Annotated in this window: 27 protein-coding genes, 1 tRNA gene and 2 riboswitches; of the genes, 14 read left to right on the forward strand and 14 right to left on the reverse strand. The window is 37.2% G+C overall.

Annotated features, from left to right (window positions below; translation table 11 throughout):
* Positions 1-112: 112 nt before the first annotated feature.
* Positions 113-484, forward strand: a complete 372-nt coding sequence (locus NLW78_RS08285; protein WP_254496582.1) for a rhodanese-like domain-containing protein — start codon at positions 113-115, stop codon at positions 482-484.
* A gap of 35 nt (positions 485-519) precedes the next feature.
* On the opposite strand, the gene NLW78_RS08290 is transcribed toward NLW78_RS08285, so the two are convergent.
* The 4 genes from NLW78_RS08290 to gcvT all read right to left on the reverse strand — a co-directional run bounded on the left by NLW78_RS08290 (position 520) and on the right by gcvT (position 5,098).
* On the reverse strand, positions 520-1,101 hold the full coding sequence (locus tag NLW78_RS08290; RefSeq protein ID WP_254496583.1) for a hypothetical protein: 582 nt from the start codon (positions 1,099-1,101) through the stop codon (positions 520-522).
* A 65-nt stretch (positions 1,102-1,166) separates the two neighbouring features.
* Entirely contained in the window at positions 1,167-2,633 is a 1,467-nt protein-coding gene (gene gcvPB / locus NLW78_RS08295; RefSeq protein WP_254496584.1) for an aminomethyl-transferring glycine dehydrogenase subunit GcvPB, read from the reverse strand.
* Positions 2,626-3,975: an aminomethyl-transferring glycine dehydrogenase subunit GcvPA gene (gene gcvPA, locus NLW78_RS08300; protein ID WP_254496585.1), complete on the reverse strand. Its 1,350-nt coding sequence runs from the start codon at positions 3,973-3,975 to the stop codon at positions 2,626-2,628. Before gcvPA ends, gcvPB begins: the two co-directional genes overlap by 8 nt.
* Before the next feature lie 19 nt (positions 3,976-3,994).
* Positions 3,995-5,098 carry a glycine cleavage system aminomethyltransferase GcvT gene (gene gcvT / locus NLW78_RS08305; protein WP_254496586.1) on the reverse strand — a complete coding sequence of 368 codons (1,104 nt, stop codon included), beginning with the start codon at positions 5,096-5,098 and terminating at the stop codon, positions 3,995-3,997.
* 69 nt (positions 5,099-5,167) lie between these two features.
* Positions 5,168-5,249, reverse strand: a riboswitch (glycine riboswitch).
* 3 nt (positions 5,250-5,252) lie between these two features.
* A riboswitch (glycine riboswitch) is annotated at positions 5,253-5,346 on the reverse strand.
* Between the two features lie 130 nt (positions 5,347-5,476).
* Between gcvT and NLW78_RS08310 the strand changes: the two genes are divergently transcribed.
* A complete protein-coding gene (locus tag NLW78_RS08310; protein WP_437181954.1) occupies positions 5,477-7,105 on the forward strand; it encodes a DEAD/DEAH box helicase in 1,629 nt (542 codons plus the stop codon).
* Positions 7,106-7,119: 14 nt separating this feature from the next.
* Complete coding sequence (locus NLW78_RS08315; RefSeq protein ID WP_254496587.1) at positions 7,120-7,947, forward strand: YqhG family protein; 828 nt, start codon at positions 7,120-7,122, stop codon at positions 7,945-7,947.
* 11 nt (positions 7,948-7,958) lie between these two features.
* Here the strand turns inward: NLW78_RS08315 and NLW78_RS08320 are convergent, their stop codons facing one another.
* Positions 7,959-8,150, reverse strand: coding sequence for a YqzE family protein (locus tag NLW78_RS08320; protein ID WP_254496588.1), 192 nt, complete (start codon positions 8,148-8,150; stop codon positions 7,959-7,961).
* Between the two features lie 49 nt (positions 8,151-8,199).
* The gene (locus NLW78_RS08325; protein ID WP_254496589.1) at positions 8,200-8,691 is read right to left on the reverse strand and encodes a shikimate kinase; all 492 of its coding nucleotides are present in this window, start codon (positions 8,689-8,691) and stop codon (positions 8,200-8,202) included.
* Positions 8,692-8,786: 95 nt separating this feature from the next.
* On the opposite strand from NLW78_RS08325, the gene comGA reads away from it, so the two are divergent.
* From comGA to NLW78_RS08370, 9 genes are all read left to right on the forward strand, one after another.
* Complete coding sequence (gene comGA, locus NLW78_RS08330; protein ID WP_254496590.1) at positions 8,787-9,779, forward strand: competence type IV pilus ATPase ComGA; 993 nt, start codon at positions 8,787-8,789, stop codon at positions 9,777-9,779.
* Positions 9,745-10,809: a type II secretion system F family protein gene (locus tag NLW78_RS08335; protein ID WP_254496591.1), complete on the forward strand. Its 1,065-nt coding sequence runs from the start codon at positions 9,745-9,747 to the stop codon at positions 10,807-10,809. The genes comGA and NLW78_RS08335 overlap by 35 nt, the downstream gene beginning before the upstream one ends.
* 18 nt (positions 10,810-10,827) lie before the next feature.
* The gene (comGC, locus tag NLW78_RS15560; RefSeq protein WP_302328486.1) at positions 10,828-11,133 is read left to right on the forward strand and encodes a competence type IV pilus major pilin ComGC; all 306 of its coding nucleotides are present in this window, start codon (positions 10,828-10,830) and stop codon (positions 11,131-11,133) included.
* Entirely contained in the window at positions 11,117-11,563 is a 447-nt protein-coding gene (comGD, locus tag NLW78_RS08345) for a competence type IV pilus minor pilin ComGD (protein WP_254496592.1), read from the forward strand. Before comGC ends, comGD begins: the two co-directional genes overlap by 17 nt.
* The gene (locus NLW78_RS08350; RefSeq protein WP_254496593.1) at positions 11,544-11,882 is read left to right on the forward strand and encodes a hypothetical protein; all 339 of its coding nucleotides are present in this window, start codon (positions 11,544-11,546) and stop codon (positions 11,880-11,882) included. The genes comGD and NLW78_RS08350 overlap by 20 nt, the downstream gene beginning before the upstream one ends.
* Entirely contained in the window at positions 11,866-12,285 is a 420-nt protein-coding gene (locus NLW78_RS08355) for a ComGF family competence protein (protein WP_254496594.1), read from the forward strand. The genes NLW78_RS08350 and NLW78_RS08355 overlap by 17 nt, the downstream gene beginning before the upstream one ends.
* A complete protein-coding gene (locus NLW78_RS08360) occupies positions 12,260-12,640 on the forward strand; it encodes a hypothetical protein (RefSeq protein ID WP_254496595.1) in 381 nt (126 codons plus the stop codon). The genes NLW78_RS08355 and NLW78_RS08360 overlap by 26 nt, the downstream gene beginning before the upstream one ends.
* Positions 12,641-12,689: 49 nt before the next feature.
* A tRNA-Gln gene (locus NLW78_RS08365) sits at positions 12,690-12,761 on the forward strand.
* Between the two features lie 121 nt (positions 12,762-12,882).
* Positions 12,883-13,125 carry a DUF2626 domain-containing protein gene (locus NLW78_RS08370; protein ID WP_254496596.1) on the forward strand — a complete coding sequence of 81 codons (243 nt, stop codon included), beginning with the start codon at positions 12,883-12,885 and terminating at the stop codon, positions 13,123-13,125.
* A 40-nt stretch (positions 13,126-13,165) separates the two neighbouring features.
* Here the strand turns inward: NLW78_RS08370 and NLW78_RS08375 are convergent, their stop codons facing one another.
* Together NLW78_RS08375 and NLW78_RS08380 are read right to left on the reverse strand one after the other, a co-directional pair.
* Entirely contained in the window at positions 13,166-14,233 is a 1,068-nt protein-coding gene (locus NLW78_RS08375) for an SAM-dependent methyltransferase (RefSeq protein ID WP_254496597.1), read from the reverse strand.
* A 14-nt stretch (positions 14,234-14,247) separates the two neighbouring features.
* Complete coding sequence (locus NLW78_RS08380) at positions 14,248-14,865, reverse strand: MBL fold metallo-hydrolase (RefSeq protein WP_254496598.1); 618 nt, start codon at positions 14,863-14,865, stop codon at positions 14,248-14,250.
* Positions 14,866-15,020: 155 nt separating this feature from the next.
* On the opposite strand from NLW78_RS08380, the gene NLW78_RS08385 reads away from it, so the two are divergent.
* Positions 15,021-15,182 carry a DUF2759 domain-containing protein gene (locus NLW78_RS08385; protein ID WP_254496599.1) on the forward strand — a complete coding sequence of 54 codons (162 nt, stop codon included), beginning with the start codon at positions 15,021-15,023 and terminating at the stop codon, positions 15,180-15,182.
* A 54-nt stretch (positions 15,183-15,236) separates the two neighbouring features.
* Here NLW78_RS08385 and NLW78_RS08390 read toward each other — a convergent pair whose 3' ends face one another.
* From NLW78_RS08390 to NLW78_RS08410, 5 genes are all read right to left on the reverse strand, one after another.
* Positions 15,237-16,394, reverse strand: coding sequence for a YqgU-like beta propeller domain-containing protein (locus tag NLW78_RS08390; RefSeq protein ID WP_254496600.1), 1,158 nt, complete (start codon positions 16,392-16,394; stop codon positions 15,237-15,239).
* Between the two features lie 89 nt (positions 16,395-16,483).
* Entirely contained in the window at positions 16,484-18,361 is a 1,878-nt protein-coding gene (locus tag NLW78_RS08395) for an LTA synthase family protein (RefSeq protein ID WP_254496601.1), read from the reverse strand.
* A 354-nt stretch (positions 18,362-18,715) separates the two neighbouring features.
* Positions 18,716-19,678 carry an ROK family glucokinase gene (locus tag NLW78_RS08400; RefSeq protein ID WP_254496602.1) on the reverse strand — a complete coding sequence of 321 codons (963 nt, stop codon included), beginning with the start codon at positions 19,676-19,678 and terminating at the stop codon, positions 18,716-18,718.
* An 18-nt stretch (positions 19,679-19,696) separates the two neighbouring features.
* On the reverse strand, positions 19,697-19,897 hold the full coding sequence (locus NLW78_RS08405; protein WP_254496603.1) for a YqgQ family protein: 201 nt from the start codon (positions 19,895-19,897) through the stop codon (positions 19,697-19,699).
* Positions 19,898-19,963: 66 nt separating this feature from the next.
* Positions 19,964-21,427, reverse strand: coding sequence for a spore germination protein (locus NLW78_RS08410; protein ID WP_254496604.1), 1,464 nt, complete (start codon positions 21,425-21,427; stop codon positions 19,964-19,966).
* 127 nt (positions 21,428-21,554) lie between these two features.
* On the opposite strand from NLW78_RS08410, the gene NLW78_RS08415 reads away from it, so the two are divergent.
* Positions 21,555-22,421: a hypothetical protein gene (locus NLW78_RS08415; RefSeq protein WP_254496605.1), complete on the forward strand. Its 867-nt coding sequence runs from the start codon at positions 21,555-21,557 to the stop codon at positions 22,419-22,421.
* Here the strand turns inward: NLW78_RS08415 and NLW78_RS08420 are convergent.
* Positions 22,395-23,960 carry a rhomboid family intramembrane serine protease gene (locus tag NLW78_RS08420; RefSeq protein WP_254496606.1) on the reverse strand — a complete coding sequence of 522 codons (1,566 nt, stop codon included), beginning with the start codon at positions 23,958-23,960 and terminating at the stop codon, positions 22,395-22,397. The two genes, NLW78_RS08415 and NLW78_RS08420, sit on opposite strands and share 27 nt — an antisense overlap.
* Between the last annotated feature and the right edge of the window lie 65 nt (positions 23,961-24,025).

A 24,025-nucleotide genomic window follows, 5' to 3' on the forward strand; every position in this document is an offset into this window, starting at 1 on the left:
AAGTTTATAAAAATAACGAAAATAAATTTGAAAAGAAAAAAGCTTTGAAACTTAAGGGTAACACTCATATAATAGTTATGAGAGATTTGCTTGAGATGAAAGGGGATCAAAAATGATCGTATTAATCACATTACTTGTCGCAATTATTGCTTATGGTACTTTTAAATATTTCAGGCAGAAACGCTTCTTAACAACCTTAACGGAAGAAGAGTTTATTAAAGGTTATCGAAAAGCACAACTTATAGATGTTCGAGAGCCAAAAGAATATGAAGCTGGCCATATATTAGGTGCTCGTAACATCCCACTATCACAAATGAAACATCGTCTAATTGAGATTCGCAACGACAAGCCGGTATATTTATATTGTGCTAGTGGCGCAAGGTCGGCACGTGCTGCCCATTTATTAAAGCGTAAAGGGTACGAAGATTTAAACCATCTAAAAGGTGGATTTAAAAAGTGGACAGGGAAAATTAAACGGGGATAATCAAATGGCTTGGTTCTTAAGAACCAAGCCATTATTTATTCTTCAATTTCAACATAAAAATCATAAGGGTCTTGATATGCCACATCAGTTACCAGTTCATTAAACTGTTGAATCGATATATTCGGATTTTCCTGCTTTGTTTCCTCAGAGTACATCGATTGTTTCATAGAGGCAAGGTCTGACTTTAACAAGGTTAAGTAATACATTTCCTTCTCACTCAACCTAGTATCCTCTGCAAAGGCCGTAATAATAAAAGGTCCTTCATTATTGACCGTCATACGTATACCGGTTGTTACGAATGCCATTTCCGAAAAATAGCTTGTGTAACGTATATCCTGGTCTACAAATAAATGCCCTGCTTTATAAACTTGGTCAATACGATCTAACCTTTCCTTTAAACGGTACATTCTCTCCTTTAATTCATCACCACTTGGGTTCGCCTCCATCAGCTTCTCTATATGAAAAACAACAGATTCCAAATGATGGTAAAAATGATTCAAAAAACGTTCATATTGTACCTGATTTTCCTTATGTTCTTTATAAAGAAGGTAGCCTGCTATCACTATGGCAATAACTAAAAGGATTAACAATTTGTTTTTCCAACTTATAGTATTCATTTTCATCTCCTATCATTACATAGCGAAAAAGCGAAAAAGAAAAGTCCCATAAGGGGGACCTTTCTCTAACTTTCCTTCGTATATCTTAAAATAGGTTTTCTTGCTGCTGTTGTTTCATCAAGGCGGCTTACTACTGTTGTATGTGGTGCTTCTTGAACCGTCTCTGGCGTCTCTTCTGCTTCTTTCGCTATTTTCAACATAATATCAATAAATTCATCTAATGTTTCTTTTGACTCCGTTTCTGTCGGTTCTACCATTAACGCTTCCTCTACATTAAGTGGGAAATAAATCGTTGGCGGGTGATAGCCAAAGTCCAACAATCGTTTCGCAATATCTAATGTACGTACACCTAATTTCTTTTGACGTCTACCTGATAAGACAAATTCATGCTTACAATGTTGCGTAAATGGTAAATCGAATTCATTTTCCAATCGACGCATCATGTAGTTTGCATTTAATACTGCGTACTCACTGACTTGACGTAACCCTTCAGGACCCATCGTACGGATATACGTATACGCACGCACATTAATGCCAAAGTTCCCGTAATAAGGCTTTACACGTCCGATAGATTGAGGACGATCGTAATCAAAGACATATTTATCTTCTTGTTTCGTTAACACTGGCTTAGGTAAATATGGTACTAATTCTTTTGATACTCCTACCGGTCCTGATCCTGGTCCACCACCACCGTGTGGTCCTGTAAATGTTTTGTGTAAGTTTAGGTGGACAACATCAAAGCCCATATCTCCTGGTCGAGCGTATCCTAAAATGGCATTTAAGTTTGCACCATCGTAATATAACTTTCCACCTGCCTCATGAACGATGGAAGCCATCTCCAATATGTGTTCTTCGAATAGGCCGAGTGTATTCGGGTTTGTTAACATGAGAGCAGCTGTGTCCTCTCCAACTACATCACGGAGGTCATCTAAATCCACTAATCCACGCTCATCAGACTTCACCGTTATAGCATCAAATCCTGCTACTGTTGCAGATGCAGGGTTTGTTCCGTGTGCTGAATCTGGAACAATTACCTTCGTACGTTGATAGTCACCATTCGCTTCATGAAAAGCACGGATCATCATTAAACCGGTCCATTCCCCGTGGGCACCTGCTGCTGGTTGTAACGTCACTTGACCCATACCGGTAATTTCTTCTAATGACGTTTGGAGATCGTACATTAATTCTAGGGCGCCTTGCACTGTATGTTCATCCTGCAATGGATGAACGAAACTAAATCCTTCAAAACGAGCAACATCTTCGTTAATTTTTGGGTTATACTTCATCGTACAAGAACCGAGAGGATAAAATCCGGAATCCACACCGTGATTTCGCCTAGATAAAGCCGTATAGTGACGAATTAATTGCAATTCACTTACCTCTGGTAATTCAGGTTCATGCTGACGAATGTACTGTGACTTGAATTCATTATTTAAATCTGTCTCCGGAACATCTAAAGTTGGTAAGCTATAGCCTACCCGCCCTTCTTGACTGAGTTCAAACACCAACGGAAAGTCCTTTTCATTAGCCATTCATATCACCCAATTCTTTCACAAATTGATCAATCTCTGCTTTCGAACGTAGTTCCGTAACAGCGATTAACATACAATGTTCGAGACCCTCATCCACTTTTCCTAAATCATATCCACCAATGATACCTTTGTTAAGCAACTGCGCATTTACCGTTGACACACTTTGGTTACAATCAATCACAAATTCGTTAAAGAATGCCCCCCCAAATTTCACAGAAAATCCCGCTTCTTCTAGTGAAGTTTTCATGTATCGAGCCTTTTGCATGTTCATATAAGCCATTTCCTTAATGCCTTTTTTCCCTAATGCACTCATCGCTACAGATGAAGCTAAAGCATTTAAAGCCTGGTTGGAACAAATATTTGAAGTAGCTTTATCGCGACGGATATGTTGTTCCCGTGCTTGAAGGGTTAACACGAATCCCCTTCTGCCCTCTTCATCTTTCGTTTGACCTACTAAACGCCCAGGTACTTTACGCATTAGCTTTTTTGTAGTTGCAAAATAACCACAATGTGGACCACCGAACTGCCCTGGAATTCCAAACACTTGTGCATCTCCAACGACGATGTCAGCGCCAAACTCACCTGGTGGTGTTAAAAAACCTAAAGCTAATGGATTGCTTGATACGACAAACATTGTTTTCTTTTTATCTTCAAGCAACTGTTGCACTTCATCTAACGGCTCCACTTGACCAAAGAAGTTCGGGTATTGAATAACGACAGCTGCCGTATTATCATCTAATTCGTTTTTTAAGGCATCTAAATCTGTTACGCCATCCTTGTGATCAATTTCTACGATGTCTAAACCTGGTCCCTTTGCATAAGTTTTTATCACTTCTAGGGATTCTGGATGAACTGTTTTGGACACAATGATTTTCTGTTTTCTCGTTTGTCCTGCACTTAACGTAACCGCTTCGGCTAAAGCAGTTCCACCATCGTACATTGAGGAATTGGCTACTTCCATGCCTGTAACTTCACAAATCATTGTTTGGAATTCGAAAATCGCTTGCAATTCCCCTTGTGAGATTTCTGGTTGATAAGGAGTATATGCAGTGTAAAATTCAGATCGAGAAATGACATGATCCACAATGGACGGAATGTAATGGTCATATACACCTGCTCCTAAAAATGAAACGTGGGATTTCGTATGAACATTTCGGTCTGACATTTCTTTCAACTCTTGTTTTAATTGAGGTTCACTCGTTGCTTCTTTAATGTTTAGTTTCCCTTTAAATCGGACTTTCTCAGGAATGTCGGCAAACAATTCATCTGTTGATTGTATGCCAATGGTTTTCATCATTTCATTTTTATCTTGATCTGTCATCGGCAAATAACGATACGTCATTCTTTCCATCCCCTTCCCCTTATTTACGTTTATAAAATGGTGTCGGTACAACTTTAGCCTTGAGGCGACGTTTTCGGACTTGCACTTCCACCACTTCTTCTAAATCCGTGTATTTACTGTCGATATACGCAAGGCCTAAGTTTTTCCCTAACGTTGGTGACTGTGTACCAGATGTTATGACACCGATTTTTTCATCTCCCTTAAACACTTCGTAACCATGACGGGGAATCCCTTTATCGGTCATTTCAACACCGACAATTTTCCGGGCAGGTCCATCCTCTTTTTGCTTCGCCAACACTTCTTTCCCAAAGAAGTCCCCTTCCTTGTTCACTTTTACAGCAAATGACAGGCCTGCTTCAATTGGTGTTATATCCTTCGTTAGCTCTTGGCCATATAATGGCAGTGTAGCCTCAAAGCGCAGTGTGTCCCGGGCACCAAGCCCTACTGGCATAAGGCCGTCTGTTGTCCCCACTTCAAGGAGTTTCTCCCACAACCTTGGACCGTCACGGTGATCTACATAAATTTCAAACCCGTCTTCACCTGTATAACCTGTTCTTGAGACGAGGGCTCCTTCCTCAAGGCCTTGGATTTGAACACCATCTTCAAAGCGGAAAAACTTAATCGAAGATAGATCAGTATTCGTTAGCTTTTGCAAAATCCCTTCGGCATTCGGACCTTGTATCGCGATTTGAGCGACATCGCTAGAGATGTTGTCAACATGAACATCCCCTTCCACATGTTCCTTTAACCAAGAAAAATCCTTTTCAATATTTGCCGCGTTAACGACTAACAAAAAGTTTTCGTCCCCTTTTTTATAAACGAGCAAATCATCAACTGTACCACCGTCTTCGTAACACATAATCGTGTACTGGGCTCTGTTTACTGTTAATTTCGATACATCATTTGATAACATCTTTTGTAGAAACTTTTCACTGTCAGGTCCTGTTACGAGAATTTCCCCCATGTGTGAAACGTCAAATAATCCTGCAGCGTTTCGGGTTGCCGCGTGTTCCTTCTTAATTCCTTCAAATTGCACGGGCATTTCCCAACCACCGAAATCAACTATCTTTCCTCCATATTTTTCATACAGAGGAAATAACGACGTACGCTTTAAGCTAGACACATTGATCCCTCCAACTCCCATTTTTTTCCTACAACAAAAAGAGAGAGTTCTCCCTTTCGAAAGACCTCTCTCTGTCCGTGTACCAGAAAGTTTCACAGCCATACAAGCTGCTTGCTTCTTGGGTGGTTCATCATATGAACACTCTCCAGAGTCGCGTCCTGTAAGAGTCTTTTTGCCTGAGAGATTCACACTTTACTGTGTTTGCTCCTTCGGCGCTACTTAAAAGTAGTCTCTCCTCTTACAATCATTCGCACTTATGAAATATGTAATTTTGGGTAGACTAATGTAACCAAGTATGTATACACAAAATTCACTTATATTATACCATATGGAAAATTTTCTGTGGTAATGAAAATATGTGTGGTGGGGAGTTAAACGATGGAAATTCAATACAATAACGATGAACAATTTGCAATGAAATTAGAAAAAAACATTCAGCAAAATGATGGATTATGCTCCTTTCGTATGTTTAAGATGGCCTATGAAACTGCAAAACATTTAGCCGTACCTCAATTTACCGGGTTAACAGCACCAAAGCATTTGCCTCAAGTGGAATTTCTTTCACATCAATTAGATGCTGCAAAACAAGTGATTGAACAAATGAATGGCCGTGCTATTTTGGCAGATGAAGTGGGATTAGGAAAAACAATTGAGGCTGGCCTTATTTTAAAGGAGCTTATGATTCGTGGTTTAGCGAAGAAAGTTTTAATTCTTGTTCCGGCATCCCTCGTAAACCAATGGGTAAAGGAATTACATGAAAAATTTTATATCCCGGCTATTGGTCAGAAGAAGGCTTATATGTGGGAACAATATGATGTTGTCGTTTCTTCTATCGATACAGCGAAACGTCAACCACACTACGATATTGTGACAAATATTCATTATGATATGGTCATTATCGATGAAGCTCACAAACTCAAAAACCATAAAACAAAAAACTATCAATTTGTACAAAACTTAAAAAAAACATACTGTTTACTCTTAACTGCAACACCTGTGCAAAACCAGCTATCCGATATCTTTAATTTAGTTACCATTTTAAAACCTGGTTATTTAGGAAGTTATGAGGAGTTTAGTAAAACATATGGCAATAAACGAACAGCTTTAAAGCAGGATGATAAGTTAAAGCAATTAATCCAAAACGTAATGGTTCGCAATAGGCGTGAAGATACAGGTATTCATTGGACGGAACGAAAAATTAATACGGAATGGGTATCATTTAGTGAAGAGGAACGTGAGGTGTATGACGAACTCCACACCTTACCAATCGCGAAAGAACCATTTACTTCCCTTACACTGAGACGCGAGTTTTGTTCCAGCCGAGAAGCTTGTTATTTATCATTAAAAAAAATGGTCGAAGAAAAATATCCGAATAGTACAGAAGGTAAAGAATTAATAGCAAAAATTGAAACGTTACCACATCATTCGAAAGCCCAAAAAGTTGTGGACTTAATCGGAAAATCAAACGAAAAGTTTATTATTTTCACAGAATACCGGGCTACTCAATATTACTTACAATGGTATTTACAACAGCATGGCATCTCTTCTGTTCCATTTCGAGGTGGATTTAAGCGTAGTAAGAAGGAATGGATGACACAGTTATTCCGTAATCATGCTCAAGTGTTAGTAGCAACCGAAGCAGGTGGTGAAGGGATTAATCTGCAATTTTGTAATAATATGATTCATTACGATTTGCCGTGGAATCCGATGCGATTAGAGCAAAGAATCGGAAGAATCCATCGCTTTGGACAAAAAGAGGATGTTAACATTTACTATTTAGCCATGAAAGATTCAATTGATGAGCATTTAATTAATATGCTCTATGAAAAGATTGACCTGTTCGAACGGGTCATTGGAAATTTAGAGGGCATTTTACAGCAATTAAACATTAAGAATTTAGATAAAGAAATTGAATCCATATTTGCTGAGTCCCATTCTGCAGGGGAAGCAAAAATAAAATTAGAAAATTTAACAGCAGCGTTCGAGGATGAAGAACAGGCAAATTAAGGAGGTTGCGGTGTATGGAGCAACAAGCTATTCATCAATTTCTACACAATTACTTTCAGTTAAACCAATGTAACATTTTGGAAAACGGAAATGGAAAACTTAAAGTCGAATTAACTGAACAAATTGACCGCCTCCTTATGAACCGTCCTTTTTACTGGGAATATATTAAGAAAACCGGTCAGATCGGAACACCTGCAACGTTAACTTTCATATCGAATCCAGAGAGACGGGATGAGGAAGGGGAGTGGATTCATTTTGGCTCACCTCGCCTTCACCAAATTTTTCGTTCATTGCTTTCATTAGGACAGTTTACATTGCTATATGAAGACACATCAGGTGATTCAACCCAAAAGCCTCTTATTCCATGGTTAGTAACGAACGTTAAAATTGGATATAAAGGTTTACAAAAAAAAGATGAAACGATGTCTATAGGTCTGCACTTGTTAAATGGGATGATGGTATTTGATTTTATGGAAAGGGTTGAACATATGTCATTTCAGACCCTTATTCCTGATTATCGTTATACAATTACACCTCTCATTCGTATTTTTAGTGGTTATAAACGTATTGAAAATATGTTGCTACAGCATATCGAAAAACAAGATGACAGTTGGGCGAAACAATCTTATGAGCATTTTTTAGCAGAAAAGGAAATATTAGATCACTTTTATCACACGTATTTAGAGAAAGGAGACGAGACAGAGAGAGAACAAATACAAGAACGATACGAAAGTGAGTTAAACCAGTTACAAAAGAGACTTCTACCCGAAGTGACCATCGATGTAATTAACGGCGGACTGTTCTACGTAACAGAACAAACTGTCCAAAGTTTTATGCAATAAAAAAAGAAGGGTTAAGATCCCTTCTTTTTGCTTTGTACATACATTTTAATTGCGTCTGGGAGCAATCCAAAATATCGTGAGGATTTATTTTGGCGTTGTAACTTTTTCATTTGCTTTCTTTGCTTCTTTTCATCCCTTGGCAAGTGTGCATACTTCACTATTTCCTCTGTCATGTACTTTACAATATCATTTCCAGATGCCATAGGCTTCACCTCGAAATCTTTTGTACATAGTGTGTCCACCATCGCTCTTTTACATACTTGTTAAAATTGTTTCTACAATTTCATCTGTAGATTTCCCATCCGTATCCACTACGATATCTGCTACTTCCAGATATAACGGTTGCCGTTGTTCGTACAATCTACGTTTTGAATCGACATCCTTTGACCATAACGGGCGAGTTGTATCCGTCTCCAGGCGCTTTTCGATTTCATGAAACGACGTTCGTAAAAAGATAGTCGTAAAGTACTCCTTTAATTGTTCACGGTTTGCACTTCTTTCGATGATCCCTCCACCTGTGGAAATCACACAGTTATCCCTCGAGACCTTTTTTAATGTCTCCTCCTCATAATGACGAAATGTTTGTTCACCGTATGTAGAAAAAATTTGTGGAATTGACAGCTTATAAGTTTGTTCAATCAGTTCATCTGTATCAATAAAAGGTGCATTTAATCGTTCGGCTAATTCCGTGCCAATCGTTGTTTTCCCACTCCCCATAAAACCGGTTAAACAAATTGCTTTCATAAAAATTTACCCCCATTTTTTTCGTGGTTTTAGCAGGAATTTCTCATCAAGGATAGAATATTTTTATTGCATTTGAAGGAGGTGATAATAATACATTGGCAAATGTAGAACAAGTTGCCTACTCCCTCATAAAAGAGGCCATTTCCAAATCGACTTCAGATATCCACTTTATCCCCGAAAACGAATTCGTGCGTGTATACTTCCGAATCCATGGTAACAGAACTCCAAATGACTCACTTTCAATTAACTTATATAACCCTTTACTTACTTTCTTTAAGTTTACATCAGGAATGGATATTGGGGAAACGAAAATTCCTCAACACGGAACTTACTCTTTAACCGTTCATGCAAGGCGTTATCATTTACGCCTGTCTACACTCCCTGTATCATCCGGAGAAAGTTTAGCGATTCGTATCCATGAAGAAGATAAAATCCCTTCGATTGATAAGTTATTTTTATTTTCTAATCAGGCAAAAACCATTAAACAATGGGCTAATGAACGGTATGGGTTAGTGCTGATTACGGGACCAACTGGTGTGGGAAAATCTACAACAATGTACTCTTTTTTATCCTATGCCACAAAGCAGTGCAAGCAAATTGTTTCCATCGAAGACCCTGTGGAACAAAAGATTAACGGACTCATCCAAATAGACGTAAATGACAAGTTGGGCCTACAATTTGCAGATATTTTTAAATCTGTCTTACGTCATGATCCTGATATCATTATGATTGGTGAAATACGGGATGTCCAAACCGCGAAGTTAGCCGTCCGGGCGGCTTATAGTGGGCACCTTATCATTTCCACACTTCATGCTAAAGATGGCTTTGGTACAATACAACGACTTAAAGAGATGGGGATTAAAGAAGAGGACCTCATGCAAACATTGTTAGGAGTAGTGTCACAGCAATTGATTTTAACGAATAATCAACATATAAAGAGGGTAGCGATTGCTGAAATATTACAAAATGAAATACTTCAAAAGGCGATTCACGGAGTTCCTCTCACTAGCGATTCTCATTTTCAAAGTTTTGATTTCTTAAGGAGGAAGGCATGTGCTCTTGGATATATTCGGCAAAAAGACCTGTAAATGTTCACACCACGGTAAAATACCATTACATGTACAAGCAAGTTATTTAGATCGCCTAGGTATGTTACTGAAAAAGGGATATACAATTACGGATGCCTTAAACATTATTCGTTTAGATCCAACATATGCCAATATCGCGACTGCTACAAAAAGCTATTTAACAAAAGGGAGGATGCTAAGCGAAACATTTCAACAATTACACTTTTCCAATTTTGCCATTTCCTTTATAGCGATCTCAATCCATAGTAGGGATTTAGGCACCCATCTACAAAACTGTAGTAAATATTTACAACAACATATCGAATTTTATAGACAGTTTAAAAAGGTGATGACCTATCCCACTATATTATTGCTTTTCACCTCGATTATTCTTCTTTTTGTCAACATACATCTACTCCCTACCTTCCATACCGTATACGCTGATTTAAGTATAGCTCCAGTGGAAACATCCAACTATTTTTCTTTGATGACAACTATATTGATTTTTCTTTTATATCCCCTCCTCCTTGCCATTCCACTCGTTGTTTTCTTTTATAGATACATCGTTCCAAATATTCATAACACTTCCATACAATTCCGACTTTATGTTCTTCCGATATGTAAACCGTTAAAACAACTTGAAGCCACTTACTTTTTCAGCTATCACATTAGTTGTTTATTACGCAGCGGTTGTACCATTAAAGAATCATTAGAAATTATTGCCTCGCAACAGGAACTCCCAATTGTACAACAGTATGCGGAACAATTTGTCCAATCATTTCGGGAAGGCACAAGTCTAATAGAAGTTATGAATAGATGCTCTCTGCTAAAGCGTGAATTCCCCATCATCTTTCAACAAAGTTTAGAAAGCGGCACGATTAGCCGTGATCTAGAGGACTATGCCCATATCCTATTAGAATCTTTCCAAGATAAAATGAAAAAGTTCGTAACCATTCTGCAACCGACTGTTTATTTATTGTTCGCTTTCCTTATCATTTTCATTTACAGTTCGATCGTTTTTCCTCTTTTCCAACTTATAGAGCAAATTTAATTTAGAAAGGTGATGTTCATGACTAACGAAAAAGGGTACACGTTATTAGAAATGTTAATTGTTCTTCTCATTATTTCTGTTTTGCTTATGATTTCTGTTCCGAATTTAACAAATAGTAACTCGGTGATAAACGATAAGGGGTGTGAGGCATTTGTTGAACTTGTAGAAACACAGGCAAATTTGTATCGATTGGACTATGGATTTTATCCTGAAGATCTAAAAACGTTAATGGATAGCGGATATATTAAACAAACGACATGCCCTGACGGAACCGCTGTGGAACTCCAACCTGACGGAAGTGTATCAGTTGCTGAAGCTTCGTAACAAAGGATATACCGCACTAGAAGTCCTCCTCGTACTTTCTACTGTCTTGGTCCTCATTAGCATTACCATTCCATTGACCAACACAACAAAGGAGAAACAAGATATTGAGCATTTTTTTCGGGTGTTTGAAATGGATATTTTATATATGCAAGCAGTGGCGGTTTCCAAAGGGCCTCAGTTAGCATTATTTCTTTACCCCGATGAACATAAATACGAAATACGTAAAGGTCCATTTTTTGAACCATATGTAACAAGAGAGTATAGCCATGCCATTGACATATCCATAGGTACATTTCAAAACCCTTTCTCCTTTAAAAGAAGTGGAGTCCCAAACAAACCTGGTTCGTTTTATGTAAATATAGACAATAAACGCTATCGAGTTACGTTTCCTTTTGGGAAAGGAAGATTTTATGTTTCGCAAACAAAATAACGGTTTTATGTTAATGGACACGATTATTTCCGTTACTCTTTTATTTACATGTATTCTTTTTTTAGTGCCTGGCATTGTACAAATTCGAATTGAGCAGGAAAGATGGGTAATAAAAAACGAAATGTTAACTTATCTCAATCAACAACTTAAAGTTAAAGAACCGATGGAAGGAAAGGTTAAAGTTCGTAATAAAGCCGCACATATCTACATTCAAGAAAACGGGAATACATTACATGGTTGTATTACTTGGACGACGATAAAGGATGAAGAAGATTCAATATGCTTAATTGGAGCGGGTGATTATGGCACGGCACGATAATGGTTATACGTTCATCTCCATATTATGTTCCCTCGGAAGTTTCATCGTCATCATCCCTTTTTTCTTCCCACTAATTAAAGCTATAGTAGCAGCAACGTCCCTACACGACTTTGAAATGCTTAGCGTTGAACAATTTTATCATTTTTTCCAGGAAGAACTTTATGTGTCAGAAGAACACCAATTACGAGGGGAACATACGATTGACTTGTATCAACAAGGCAAGACGATAACAATTGATCTATATCAAGATATGATACGAAGAAGAGTAAATGATACCGGACACGAAATTATGCTTTTTCATGTTGATTCGTTTTCACTGATAAAAGAAAACGAATCAACCTTAATCTTTCATATCAAAACAAAAAGAGGAAACAAGTATGAAAAAAGGTTATCAGTTCCTTAAACAATTATCGGCTAATGAAAATGGGTATATGTTTCCGTTTATTTACATGCTTTGTTGCCTTTTCATTTACATGACAGTAACAGGAGCTGCATACAATGAGAAACTAGCGAAAGTTACCAACATTAATGTAGAACAATATAAAATTGAGCATATGTTTGAGAGAAGCTACATGCAATTCCGTCAACGAATTGCAAATAGTAACGCTGATGGAGGTGATGAAATAATCTATAGCTTTGAGGATGGTGAAGCATATATTCAATATGAAACGGTATCTGACCAAACGATAAAGGCCCGCTTTGATATTTTCACACACGATGGAAGCGTAAAAGTTTTTACTGTTTACATAGAAAAATAACACTCACAGTATAATTTTCTTGAAATTTGTTATAATATAAAATGTACTTTGGGCCATAGCCAAGCGGTAAGGCAACGGGTTTTGGTCTCGTGATGCGCTGGTTCGAATCCAGCTGGCCCAGTACTTCACATGATAAAACGGTAAAATAGCTCTTCCATATTTTTATAAAATGCTCATTTACAATATAAAAAAGGTAGTTTATAATAACGATGATGATTTAGCTGCAGAAGGAGGGGTTATACATGGATCGCATGTTTCGTGTCCTTTCGTTTTGGACTGGTATTTTCTCCGTAATGTTTTACGTTGGAGATATGGTAACAACATCTATTTTATTTTTGGCACAAACGGCATTCTTTTTAACATTGAGTTATTTAAATCTTTCAGAAAGATTGTATATGTACATATTTGGCGCGTATTTAACAGTCTTTTTCGTAGGCTTCACGTATTACACAACTTTCCTTTTAGAACCAGGATTCGGACATTAAAAAAAATCCAAGCCGATTTATCGGACTTGGATTTTTTATTTTACCCTATTTCCCCTTTTGCTTGTATACAAACGTCAAAAGCACTTCCCAAATCACCTAAAATAAAACTTCGTATAGCACGGTTCTTACTCGCTTTAGCGGAAAACACTTGACTTTGATGGCTTTCTAAACGCTCCATAATACCATAGTGAATCAAAAATTCACTCTGTTTCATCAACCGATGAAATTCGATATCATATTTCCGTCCTTCTTCAATCCAAACATCCCAATGGACGTGGTGGGTAATATCCATTTCCCCTACATTTTCTAAAACATTAGACTTTAATTGATGGTTGGAATATCCCCGTAAACTTCCTTGTTTTCTTGCAGGGTGCATCCATTCATCCCGATTGTATCCGTAATCAATAGTTAAAATAAATCCTCTGCGTAATGCTTTGGCTATATTTGCTGTAATCGACGATATGTACAACGGGACTTCACATCTGTATCCATTTTTTATAGTTATCTTGCGCTCCTCCATCCACTGCCTCAAAAACGTTGGACATAGTCTCTTTGTTTCTGTAAGTTGTCCATGTTGTTCCGTTACACAAATTTCATACAATGTATCTTCTAACATTTCCACAATTCGAACCGGTTGTGCGTCTAAAAATTCATTCGAAAAAATAAATCCACAAAAAGCAGGATAAGCACTGGAAAATTCCTCTAAAGATGCAAATGAATCCTTTATTATATTGTTTTCGATTCTGTTCCACTTTTCCCTTGTGGACGGATTTTCTTCAATAATGGAATAACGGAGAACATCACCATCAAGAACATTTGCTAATTGTTGACAAACTTGACTTGCAAACCGACCAGAACCGCCTCCTAATTCACAAATGTGTAATGGGATATTTGCTAATTTCGCTGTTTCGATGAAATATTGCCCCATCACTTCAGCAAACACATCATGTACGTAACTTGAAGTATAAAAGTCTCCATCTTTACCAAAAGCGTTTTTGTTTATGTAATACCCCGATTCGTCATTGTAAAGTGCTTCACGAATGAAGAGATCATATGGAATCATCTTATCTTCCGATTGTTGAATAAGCGTTTGAATTGTTTGATTCACTTCCTCCATCTCCATTACAAAAAGGGATTTGTCTCTTTTTCTTGTTCTATCGTTGTTTCAGGTCCATGACCAGGAAGTACCTTTGTTTTTGCTGGTAATGACAATAGCTGTGTCGTAATGCTGTCTATTAATTGCTCATAATCTCCACCAGGTAAGTCTGTTCTTCCAATACTCCCATGAAACAATGTATCTCCTGAAACGACAATTCCCTCTTCATCAAAGCAAAAGGATAAGCTTCCAGGTGAATGTCCCGGTGTAGACACAACACGGATTGCAAATGGTCCAATTGTGTGTGGTCCCTCTTCGATAAAATGATCCGCTTCTTTCACTACAACTGGAGGTAGTGAAAAAAATTGAGATCCGTTTAATTGAGGGTCACCAAGCCATTCTGACTCAACCTTACTCACATACATAGGGATATGAAACGTATCCCGAACGACATCGACTGCTCCAATATGATCAAAATGAGCATGTGTTAATAAAATAGCCAGCGGTTTAAGTTCCTCTTGTTTTATATATGAAACAATTTTTTCCTCATCTCCCCCAGGGTCAACAATCAGTGCTTCCTTACCCTTTTGTAACACATAGCAATTTGTTTCAACTAACCCTAATGGCATTCTTTTCCATTCCATATCATCACACTCCTTATTACATATTTTCATAAAAAAACTCGACAAACACAAGAAAGTTTTATAAAATGTATGAGGAACTATTCCTTTATACATATTAATGATAGTATTGATTTTTTCCGTTTCACTCTTCCAGAGGCTAAGGGGGTCATGTGACAATGGTATTAGCAATCATGTTGCTAGTCGCGACAATTTTGTGCGTATTTGCTGTACTGAGAGAAAGTAAAAACCGTAATATGTTTGCGGTTGGTTTCGCTGGTATATCCGCACTTATTTTCGGCTGGTTTTCCATTATGACAATAATCTCAGAACTGTTTTAACAAATGAAAAAAGACTTTGCTAATAGTTCAGGTAATGCTTTACCTGAACTATTTTTAATGCAAAGAAGAATGACCTTCCTCTCTATTACGGTCCCTCTTCAATAGGCCTATTACGTGTCCCGATTCAACAACAACGAGATTTTCTAGATCATCACCAATAAGGCAGCGTTGGCCATCTGATGAACAATCCAACCGTGAGGCATGCTCCACAGTCGTAATTAACTGTTCCTTACCCGTATCCTTATGAAAGGCAATAAACTGATAGCCATCCTTATACTTTAACAATGAACTATGTTGTTTCGGTTTATACGTAAATAATACTTGCCTTGTTTCATTCCATTCAAACGGAGGTGTCCACACATAACCTGCATGGGTTTCTAAGCTGGGCATTGTGAGAACCGATTCTTCTCTATGTTCTTGTTTGTTGTAAAATTTTAATTGGATTTGGTCACGCTGCTGTTTGCCCGTTATGGAAAGGAATTGCTCTTTCGTTGTCTTAAACATATAGACATGATCCATGAAGTACTCTTTTTCCCCACTACGAATATCATAAAGATGTGTAGATGCTGACAAGGTAGGTTCATCTGTCCAGTCAAAATAAACAACTTGTGTCGGACCATACCATAATACTAATGGGTCGACCGGCAGTTGAGTAAATTGGCCCTTCTCCTCATGAATATCTAAAAGATAAACAGAAGGTTTTTCCTTTTGGGAATAAAATGAAAGAAGAAGTTGCTCCTCTATATAGGGATTCCAATCCATTTCTACATAATCTGCTTCGTAATCGATTTGCTCCAACACAGCCCCAGTGTCACTTAAAATCGTATAATACCGATTAGACCCTTCTTGTAATTCGAGTGCAAAGTACCTCTTATGATGACTAGCTTTCAATTGCAAAACCTCATATGAGGTTTCAAAGAAAACAGACTGATTGCCATTGTAAATATTAAATTTCATAATTTGATATATATCATTATTATTACGCACATAAAAAATATGATCGTTATCAAACCACGTTAAGATCGAAACAAATCCATCTTCATCAATCGGTGCTAGGTTATCACGGTGTAAAAGTCCTAAAGACTTCTTACTAATCAGTGAAATATTATTTACGGCATGGTTCCCCTTTCCTTCATACTGATTGATACAAGCTGTTGTTATAAATAGAAAGGACACGATGGGTAGAAAGACGATTACAAAACGATTTATCACCATTATGAACACCTCAAGCAACAAGTTTTTAATAATAAAGTACCCGCATCACTAACTTCGTTAGGATACGGGAACTTATTGGTGTTTCACTATTCATCGTTGTTTGTTTCTTCATTGTCTGAAAAGTTATAGAATCGGAATAAGTCACCATAAATGATACGGTCCGAGTACTCTAATTCTAATAACACTTGATCCTTATACTCGTCACAACCTGATGTGTCTTCCAGTATTTCTCCAGTTAACCGGTCATAACAAGTATCATTTGTGAATACATAATTTTCAGTTACAAAATCCCCGTTTCGGAAAGCTACATATGGTTTACGGTCATTTGTAAACAAATCAGTACCAAATGTAATATCATCTTCAGGTTCAATCCCTAGTAAACTTAAGATGGTTGGTTTTAAGTCAACTTGACCAGCAATTTTATCAAATGTTTTTGTTTCTTCATGGTCAGGAATATGAATAATCATTGGTACACGTTGCAGCTGTACATTATCATAAGGTGTAATGTCCTTTTCCAGAAACATTCCCATTGCCCGATTATGATAATCACTAATACCATAATGGTCACCGGCTATAACAATGATTGACTCTTCATATAAACCAGCTTGCTTTAACTGCTCAAAAAATTGTTCAATTGCTTCATCCATGTACCGAACTGTTTGAACATATCCATTTAAAGTTCTAGAATTAGTTTCTAGTTTATCAATGGAAGCATATTTTTGGTCCATCGTAAATGGGTGATGGTTTGTTAACGTAATGAAGTTCGTATAGAACGGTTGCGGTAAATTCTCTAAATATTTAATGGACTGTTCAAAGAATGATTTATCTCCTAACCCCCAATCCCCTACTTTATTCTCTTCAGATACGTGGTAAAAACGTTCTGAGAAGAAATGGTCAAACCCTAAGGCATCATACATTACATCTCGGTTCCAAAAGCTTTTGTTATTTCCGTGGAATACAGCTGATGTGTATCCATGTTCTTTAATAATTTTTGGCATTGCATTGTATTCGTTTTGTGCATGTGTAAAGAATACAGATGCATTTGGCAACGGATATAGTGAATTAGCCGTAATGAATTCTGAGTCAGAAGTCTTTCCTAAATTTGTTTGGTGGTAGAAGTTTTCAAAGTAATAGCTTTCTTCTATTAACTTGTTAAGGAATGGTGTAATTGGTTCACCATTTACTTCTTTATCTAACACAAACGTCTGAAGCGATTCTGCCGTAATGAAGATGACATTTTTCCCTTCAGCAATTCCCGACAAGTCTGATTTTTCATTGCTTGAAGCATTTTCACTTATATAGTGTTCGATTTCTTCAATTTCACTACCATCTGCCATTACACGTTGAACCTTTGTTTTTGAATGAATGACAACATCGTATATGTGATAATTGAATAAGCCAATATTTTTCACTAAATATTCACGATCGAAACTACGTAAGAATAAGTTCGGTCTTTCAATTTCAGCTAGGACAAAGTTTGCCACGAGAATACTTAAAGATAATGCAGAAATAGCCATTTTGCCTTTTTGTTTAAAACTAACAATTGTATTTTCATTTTTCTTCGCTAAATAAAATACTAGAATTATATCTAAAAAGAGAAAAATGTCCCCTGGTTTCACTAAATATGCAGCACTTGCCCCTAAATCACCAAAGTTTTTGAACTGTAGTAATGTAGGCAAAGTAATAAAATCCGTGAAGTTGCGGTAATAGGCTAAATTCACATATAAAATAATGGTTCCAATTAAAGTCGTGTATTTAACGAATTTCTTCTGACGTTCTGGCTTCATCCATACTGCAAAGGTAAATATGATTAACGCTGTTGCAAATGGATTAATGAGCAATATTAATTCCTGAAGCGGGTTTTCAATTGATAAATTAAACACAAACCTGTATAAGATATATGTTTTAAAACCGAATAATAACGCAGCGATTAAAAACAGTGGTTTGTTAATTCGATGTAACATGCTTTTTCCCCCTTAACCTCTAGCAGACCAGTTCTAGTATATAGTCTATTGTTCTTTTATTTTTCTCATTTAATAAGACGTTGATTCCTGCAAAAATGTTTCACATTGTTTTACATTTCTTTTCACTATCTTTACTATTATTAACGTTCACAAAAAATAATACCGTTCAATTTAATGAAATTGTAAGAAATTTGAAATGGTCACTTATCTAACTTCTTTATTTTATACGTTTTTTTTGATTAGTCAAGAGACTTTTTCCGCGTCTTTGTCGTATCAATTCAAGCAATAACATATCTATTCTTACACAGAAAAAACGTGAAATTACGTTCATTTCACGTTTTTAGTCCTTGGTTCCTATTTTTCTGTTTGTTGCTTTACAAGGTACGCTCCACCGATAACTCCTGCATCATTTCCTAATTTTGCAATCGAGAATTCACAAGCTGCAGCAGTTCGTTTTAATGTATAACCTTCAAAGGCATTTTTTACAGAAAGTAATAAAAGTTCACCAGCTTGCGCCATGCCACCGCCAATTACAATTTTTTCCGGATTAGTAGTAATAGCTAAATTCGCTAACACTAACCCTAATTTATCAGCCAAGAGCGAAACGATGTTATTCGCTACAACATCACCACGTTTTGCTTGTTGGAACACATCCTTTGCCGTTACAGTCCCTTTTTTCTCATAAACACTTTTTAGTGAAGTTTGTTCCCTCTTTGCAGCTTCAACCCCTAGTCTGGAAACAGCAGTAGCGGAGGCATAGGTTTCCAAACATCCTTGTCTACCGCAATTGCATCGAGGACCTTCGTTTGGCGTTACAGTAATATGACCGATTTCTCCCCCGGTACCATTTACCCCGTTTATGACATGGCCATTTACGACAACACCACCACCAACTCCAGTTCCTAAGGTTACTGCAATTAAATGCGGAACGTTACCGCCAGCACCAACCCAATTTTCCCCTAAAGCCGCTAAATTTGCGTCATTTAGAACATAGGTAGGAAGTTGGAATAAATCGGCTAATTTTTCTTTTAGGGGAAAGTTTGTCCAACCAATATTGACTGCTTCTACTTCCCCTGATTGTTCATCAATAAACCCCGGTGCACCTACACCTAAGCCCATTAAATTGTTATGCCCCAACGATAACGACTGCATTTTATCTTGAACGGAATCAAAAATGTCCTTTGGAATGTTGATACCGTCATCTGATTTATCGGTTTTAATTTCCCATTTATAAAAGATTTCCCCTGTCTTCGTCACAAAGGCAATTTTTACAGTTGTCCCCCCAATATCGATCCCTAAATAATATGTATCTTCCATAATGCTGTTACCTCCTCATTATCTTGTCTTTTTCGTTATATTGATTTCCTGCCGTATAAGTAAGAGAGCCATCTGGAATTGCTCACTCGTGATAAACCGTTCTTTATACAGTTCCCTAACTTCTTCTTCCATAAGCTCTAAATCAGCTATCCGATCTCCTACATATATTATAGTTCCAAATTGTTTTAACATTTGTTGTATATCATATATTGACTTCATATCATCACCGTCCTTATTATACCAATCCTTTTGGATGATAAACAATAAAAAAAGACCGCTAAACCATTAGCGGTCAGGATCTCGGGGGTTTAAAAACGTAGGACGACGATTTTTTAATGGAATTGGTGAACGAATGAGAATGTCCCGGAACGAACGGAATGAAAATGGAATAAATGGCCATAAATATGGTGTGTGAAATGTTTTGATTTGTGCCAAGTATAAAATCCACAACGTAATGCCTAACACAAAACCGATTAGACCGAACATACTCGTAATGATGAGTAATATCATTCGAACAATGCGGTTAGCTAAACTTGTTTCATAACTTGGCGTTGCAAATGTTCCAATTGCTGCAATTGCAAGATACAAAACGACCTCATTCGAAAATAGACCAACTTCTACTGCAACTTGGCCAATTAAAATGGCCGCTACTAAACCTAAGGCGGTGGCTAGTGATGATGGTGTATGAATGGCGGCCATCCTTAACATGTCTATCCCTATTTCTGCAATCAAAAACTGGACTAACAATGGGATAGCTCCCATATCTTGAGGGCCGATAAATTCCAAACCGGTTGGCAATAGTTCCGGGTTTTGACTTAATAAGTAATACAGTGGTAATACAAACAGTGAAGCAAATACAGCGACAAAACGTACCAAACGTAAGTATGCACCTACAAATGGTTTTTGCCTGTATTCTTCAGCATGCTGCATATGATGCCAAAAAGTCGCTGGTGTAATCATGACACTTGGAGACCCATCAATAATAATAATGACATGCCCCTCGAATAAATGGGCAGCTGCCGTATCAGGGCGTTCCGTATAACGAACTGTTGAGTAAGGGTTCCAATGCCTTCCCCCTAAAAACTCTTCAATCGTTTTTTCGGCCATTGGTAAACCGTCCGTGTCAACTTTACTTAGAGATTTTCGTAAATGATTTACTTTATCCTCATCAACAATATCTTCAATGTAACATAAGCAAATATCTGTCTTGGATCGCCTTCCAATTTGCATATACTCCATTCGTAAAGATCGATCACGTATTCTTCTTCTCGTTAGTGCAGTATTAAATACTAATGTTTCAACATAGCCGTCTCTCGACCCTCGTACAACTTTTTCCGTATCCGGTTCTGCAGGTCCTCGGACCGGATATGTACGGGCATCAATCATAATTACTTGTTGAAGACCTTCCACCACTAATGCTGTTGGACCCGCAAGTACTTGGTCTGCTACTTGATTTAAGTCATCAAGGTACTCAACCTCAACGTACGGAATATAGCGTTTTAATAACTTCTCTAATGGATCAGGTTTCAAATGCTCCGGTTCCAGCTTTGCTAACAATTTCATGATGAAGTGCAATATATCATCTTTCGCAAAGCCATCAATTAAAAACATCGCCATTTTCTTTTCAGCGTATTCCAAATCAAGATGGATGACATCAAAACTTTTGTCTACGCCTAATCGGTCACGTAAATATTTTACGTTGTCATCAAACCGTTTCTTAATAGGTTGTTTGTCGCTAGTTGACGTCATACATATCACCTTACTATTGTTTGATGATATTAGTTTTCGTTATTAATTTCTAATCATACATTTCATAAGTTGAAAATCAAAACATACATATTTAATTAAAGACAAGCAATGGGAAGAAGGGGCTTACATGAAAAGAAAATCGCTGTATATTTCTATTTCCATCGTTATCATACTTTTTTTTACTCTTTTCCTTTTTAGCCAAGAGGAGCAAAATGTCATCAAATATTTTCCCTTAGATGAATCAAGAGATTTTATTGAGCAAAGTACAAACCTACAATTACTTACCGAAGTCGATGAAGATCGTTACAAAGTCATTTGGCGGGTACATTCCAAACTTGATGAACCTGCATATTTAAGACAAGACGTTTCTCTCTTATTTGTTGATGGGAAATTAAAAGGACTGTTAAACAAATGGAAGGAAGAAGAGAACGAATTAGAGCAAGAAGGTATATTTACAGGTGAAGGGAGTAGCCACATTGAAGCAGTTACGTTTCATCATGGCGAAATCCACTATCCAGATGATTTAATTAAGAGTGTTCAAGAAATGACGTATGATCAAATTTATGTAATTGATTCACCTTTATCACCCATTGATTCATTTAAAAGACCGGAAAGTACCTCACAAAAGGAATGGAAAAAAACGTTGGATCACGCTGTAAACCAGCAATTGACATATTACTGGAATCGCTGGATTACCCACTATAATGTAAGTAAGGAAGACTATATACAGATTCCATTAGTTCAATTGCCACAATATGAAGAAAAATCCCTCCCAACTCTTAGCCAAAATCAAACACATCAAGTCATTGGCCAGCTATGGGAAGGATTGTATAAGAACATCGTGACAAACTTTAAAATTGCTAAAGAAAATAATAAACCTTTTCAAACTTATATGCCACTTGTACTCGTGGATAAAAAGGGCTCACACCTTCTTGTTTTATATGAAGAAAATGGGCAAATACAAAAACTAATTCAACGAATCCCGAACTTTTAACAACCGTTCCTGTAGTGATCGAAACTGTTCATCATTATTTAGCTCAACAGCTGTATTTACATGGTGAATAGCTGATTCAATATCATCTAACTTGTGATATACTAACGCTAAATTATAATGAGCTTCCGCAAAAGAGGCATTATACTCAATCGCTTTGAGTAAATCCTCTTTTGCTTTTGTTAATTCCTCTTGTTGAATATATACGTAAGCACGCTTAAAATATAAAATTTGCAGTTGCTCATGGTCCCCTGTATGTTGAATCCCCTCACTATATAATTCTACTGCCTTCCCATAATTGTTCTCCTCAACTTGTCGGTCCCCCATTACAATTGAGACGTTTGGGTCAAAACCGGTAAATGTTTGGTGAATCCCTGAGTAGATGAGTCCGAATACGAGTCCACAATACAGGAAGAGAGCACCAAATTGCATAAGCAATGATTTTCGCTTTGGTAACTGTACAATTGCTGATGCGATAAAACCACCGACTAATCCCCCCATGTGGGCTCCGTTATCAATATTAGGAACCGAGAGGCCTAATATAACGTTTAAACCAATAATAAAAAGTAACTCTTTCCCCATTGTTTGAAAGAATACCTTTTTGTTTGTAACACCGAAAAAGAGGAGAGCACCAAATAATCCAAAAAGTGCCCCAGAAGCACCAGCGGCAACAGATGAGTTGAATGCAAAACTTGCTAATCCACCTACAGTACCTGCTAAAAAATAAATGATTAAAAATTTTGTTTTTCCATACATCCGTTCAACCGTAGTCCCTAGATAAAAAAGGGCAAGCATGTTCATCATTATATGAATAAAGCCAATATGTAAAAACATGGACGAAAAGATTCGCCACCATTCCCCCTCCATAATATATGGATTAAACTTTGCTCCCCATTGAATTAAATTCAACGTATCCGTACTTCCACCCTCAGTACTCGTTTCCACCAGGTAAAAAACAATGACATTAATCGCTAAAATGATGTATGTAAAAAAAGGGGTACTATATTGAAAAAGTGACGCTAATTCCTGCTTTTTTCGTTCTGATTCTTGATGAATCGCCCTTTTCATCACAGTAAGTTGATTGGCCATTTCATCTTCTGTATGATATTGAATCGAAAACGGAGGGACATTTATATTTTGAAGAAAACGTTGTAATTCCTGCTCACGGTTTTCGGACTCTAAGTAAAAAGTTTGGATTGTATACGTTTTTCGATCACGTAATCGATGTGGCCTTTTTAAGCGGCTCCAATCATCGACTGGGGGATATTGAGAAACATATACGTTGTAAATCATCACTTCCTTCCCGATAATTTGTTTGCGATTCCGTCGCACTTGTTCTATCGTTCCCTCAATATCTTTTTTGACATGATTGGCCCAGTCAAACCCTTGCAAACTTAATCGAACTAATTCGGTTTTATTTCCTTTTATTTTTTCAAGCCAAATTTCATTTGATTGGTCATCAAGTTGGAGTATTTCGAAATGCTGTTCAAAAATTAATTTAGATGCGAGATTCCATAAGTAATACTGATCATTTATGTACATCAAACACCCTCCTATATGTAAACATCTTACCATGAACGCTACATGATAGGAACAAAAGAAAACGC

Origin of the sequence: Salirhabdus salicampi (genome assembly GCF_024259515.1) — a bacterium.
GTDB lineage: Bacteria > Bacillota > Bacilli > Bacillales > Alkalibacillaceae > Salirhabdus_A > Salirhabdus_A salicampi.

Coding starts and splice junctions, on each gene's coding strand:
- NLW78_RS08320 (WP_254496588.1), bottom strand. CDS start 8,150: ATGGCATCTGGAAATGATATTGTAAAGTACATGACAGAGGAAATAGTG.
- NLW78_RS08395 (WP_254496601.1), bottom strand. CDS start 18,361: ATGTTACATCGAATTAACAAACCACTGTTTTTAATCGCTGCGTTATTA.
- comGC (WP_302328486.1), top strand. CDS start 10,828: ATGACTAACGAAAAAGGGTACACGTTATTAGAAATGTTAATTGTTCTT.
- NLW78_RS08325 (WP_254496589.1), bottom strand. CDS start 8,691: ATGAAAGCAATTTGTTTAACCGGTTTTATGGGGAGTGGGAAAACAACG.
- NLW78_RS08355 (WP_254496594.1), top strand. CDS start 11,866: ATGGCACGGCACGATAATGGTTATACGTTCATCTCCATATTATGTTCC.
- NLW78_RS08385 (WP_254496599.1), top strand. CDS start 15,021: ATGGTATTAGCAATCATGTTGCTAGTCGCGACAATTTTGTGCGTATTT.
- NLW78_RS08380 (WP_254496598.1), bottom strand. CDS start 14,865: ATGGAATGGAAAAGAATGCCATTAGGGTTAGTTGAAACAAATTGCTAT.
- gcvPB (WP_254496584.1), bottom strand. CDS start 2,633: ATGGCTAATGAAAAGGACTTTCCGTTGGTGTTTGAACTCAGTCAAGAA.
- NLW78_RS08290 (WP_254496583.1), bottom strand. CDS start 1,101: ATGAATACTATAAGTTGGAAAAACAAATTGTTAATCCTTTTAGTTATT.
- NLW78_RS08310 (WP_437181954.1), top strand. CDS start 5,477: ATGGAAATTCAATACAATAACGATGAACAATTTGCAATGAAATTAGAA.
- NLW78_RS08285 (WP_254496582.1), top strand. CDS start 113: ATGATCGTATTAATCACATTACTTGTCGCAATTATTGCTTATGGTACT.
- gcvPA (WP_254496585.1), bottom strand. CDS start 3,975: ATGACGTATCGTTATTTGCCGATGACAGATCAAGATAAAAATGAAATG.
- NLW78_RS08360 (WP_254496595.1), top strand. CDS start 12,260: ATGAAAAAAGGTTATCAGTTCCTTAAACAATTATCGGCTAATGAAAAT.
- NLW78_RS08315 (WP_254496587.1), top strand. CDS start 7,120: ATGGAGCAACAAGCTATTCATCAATTTCTACACAATTACTTTCAGTTA.
- NLW78_RS08405 (WP_254496603.1), bottom strand. CDS start 19,897: ATGAAGTCAATATATGATATACAACAAATGTTAAAACAATTTGGAACT.
- NLW78_RS08370 (WP_254496596.1), top strand. CDS start 12,883: ATGGATCGCATGTTTCGTGTCCTTTCGTTTTGGACTGGTATTTTCTCC.
- NLW78_RS08400 (WP_254496602.1), bottom strand. CDS start 19,678: ATGGAAGATACATATTATTTAGGGATCGATATTGGGGGGACAACTGTA.
- NLW78_RS08350 (WP_254496593.1), top strand. CDS start 11,544: ATGTTTCGCAAACAAAATAACGGTTTTATGTTAATGGACACGATTATT.
- NLW78_RS08415 (WP_254496605.1), top strand. CDS start 21,555: ATGAAAAGAAAATCGCTGTATATTTCTATTTCCATCGTTATCATACTT.
- NLW78_RS08420 (WP_254496606.1), bottom strand. CDS start 23,960: ATGTACATAAATGATCAGTATTACTTATGGAATCTCGCATCTAAATTA.
- NLW78_RS08410 (WP_254496604.1), bottom strand. CDS start 21,427: ATGACGTCAACTAGCGACAAACAACCTATTAAGAAACGGTTTGATGAC.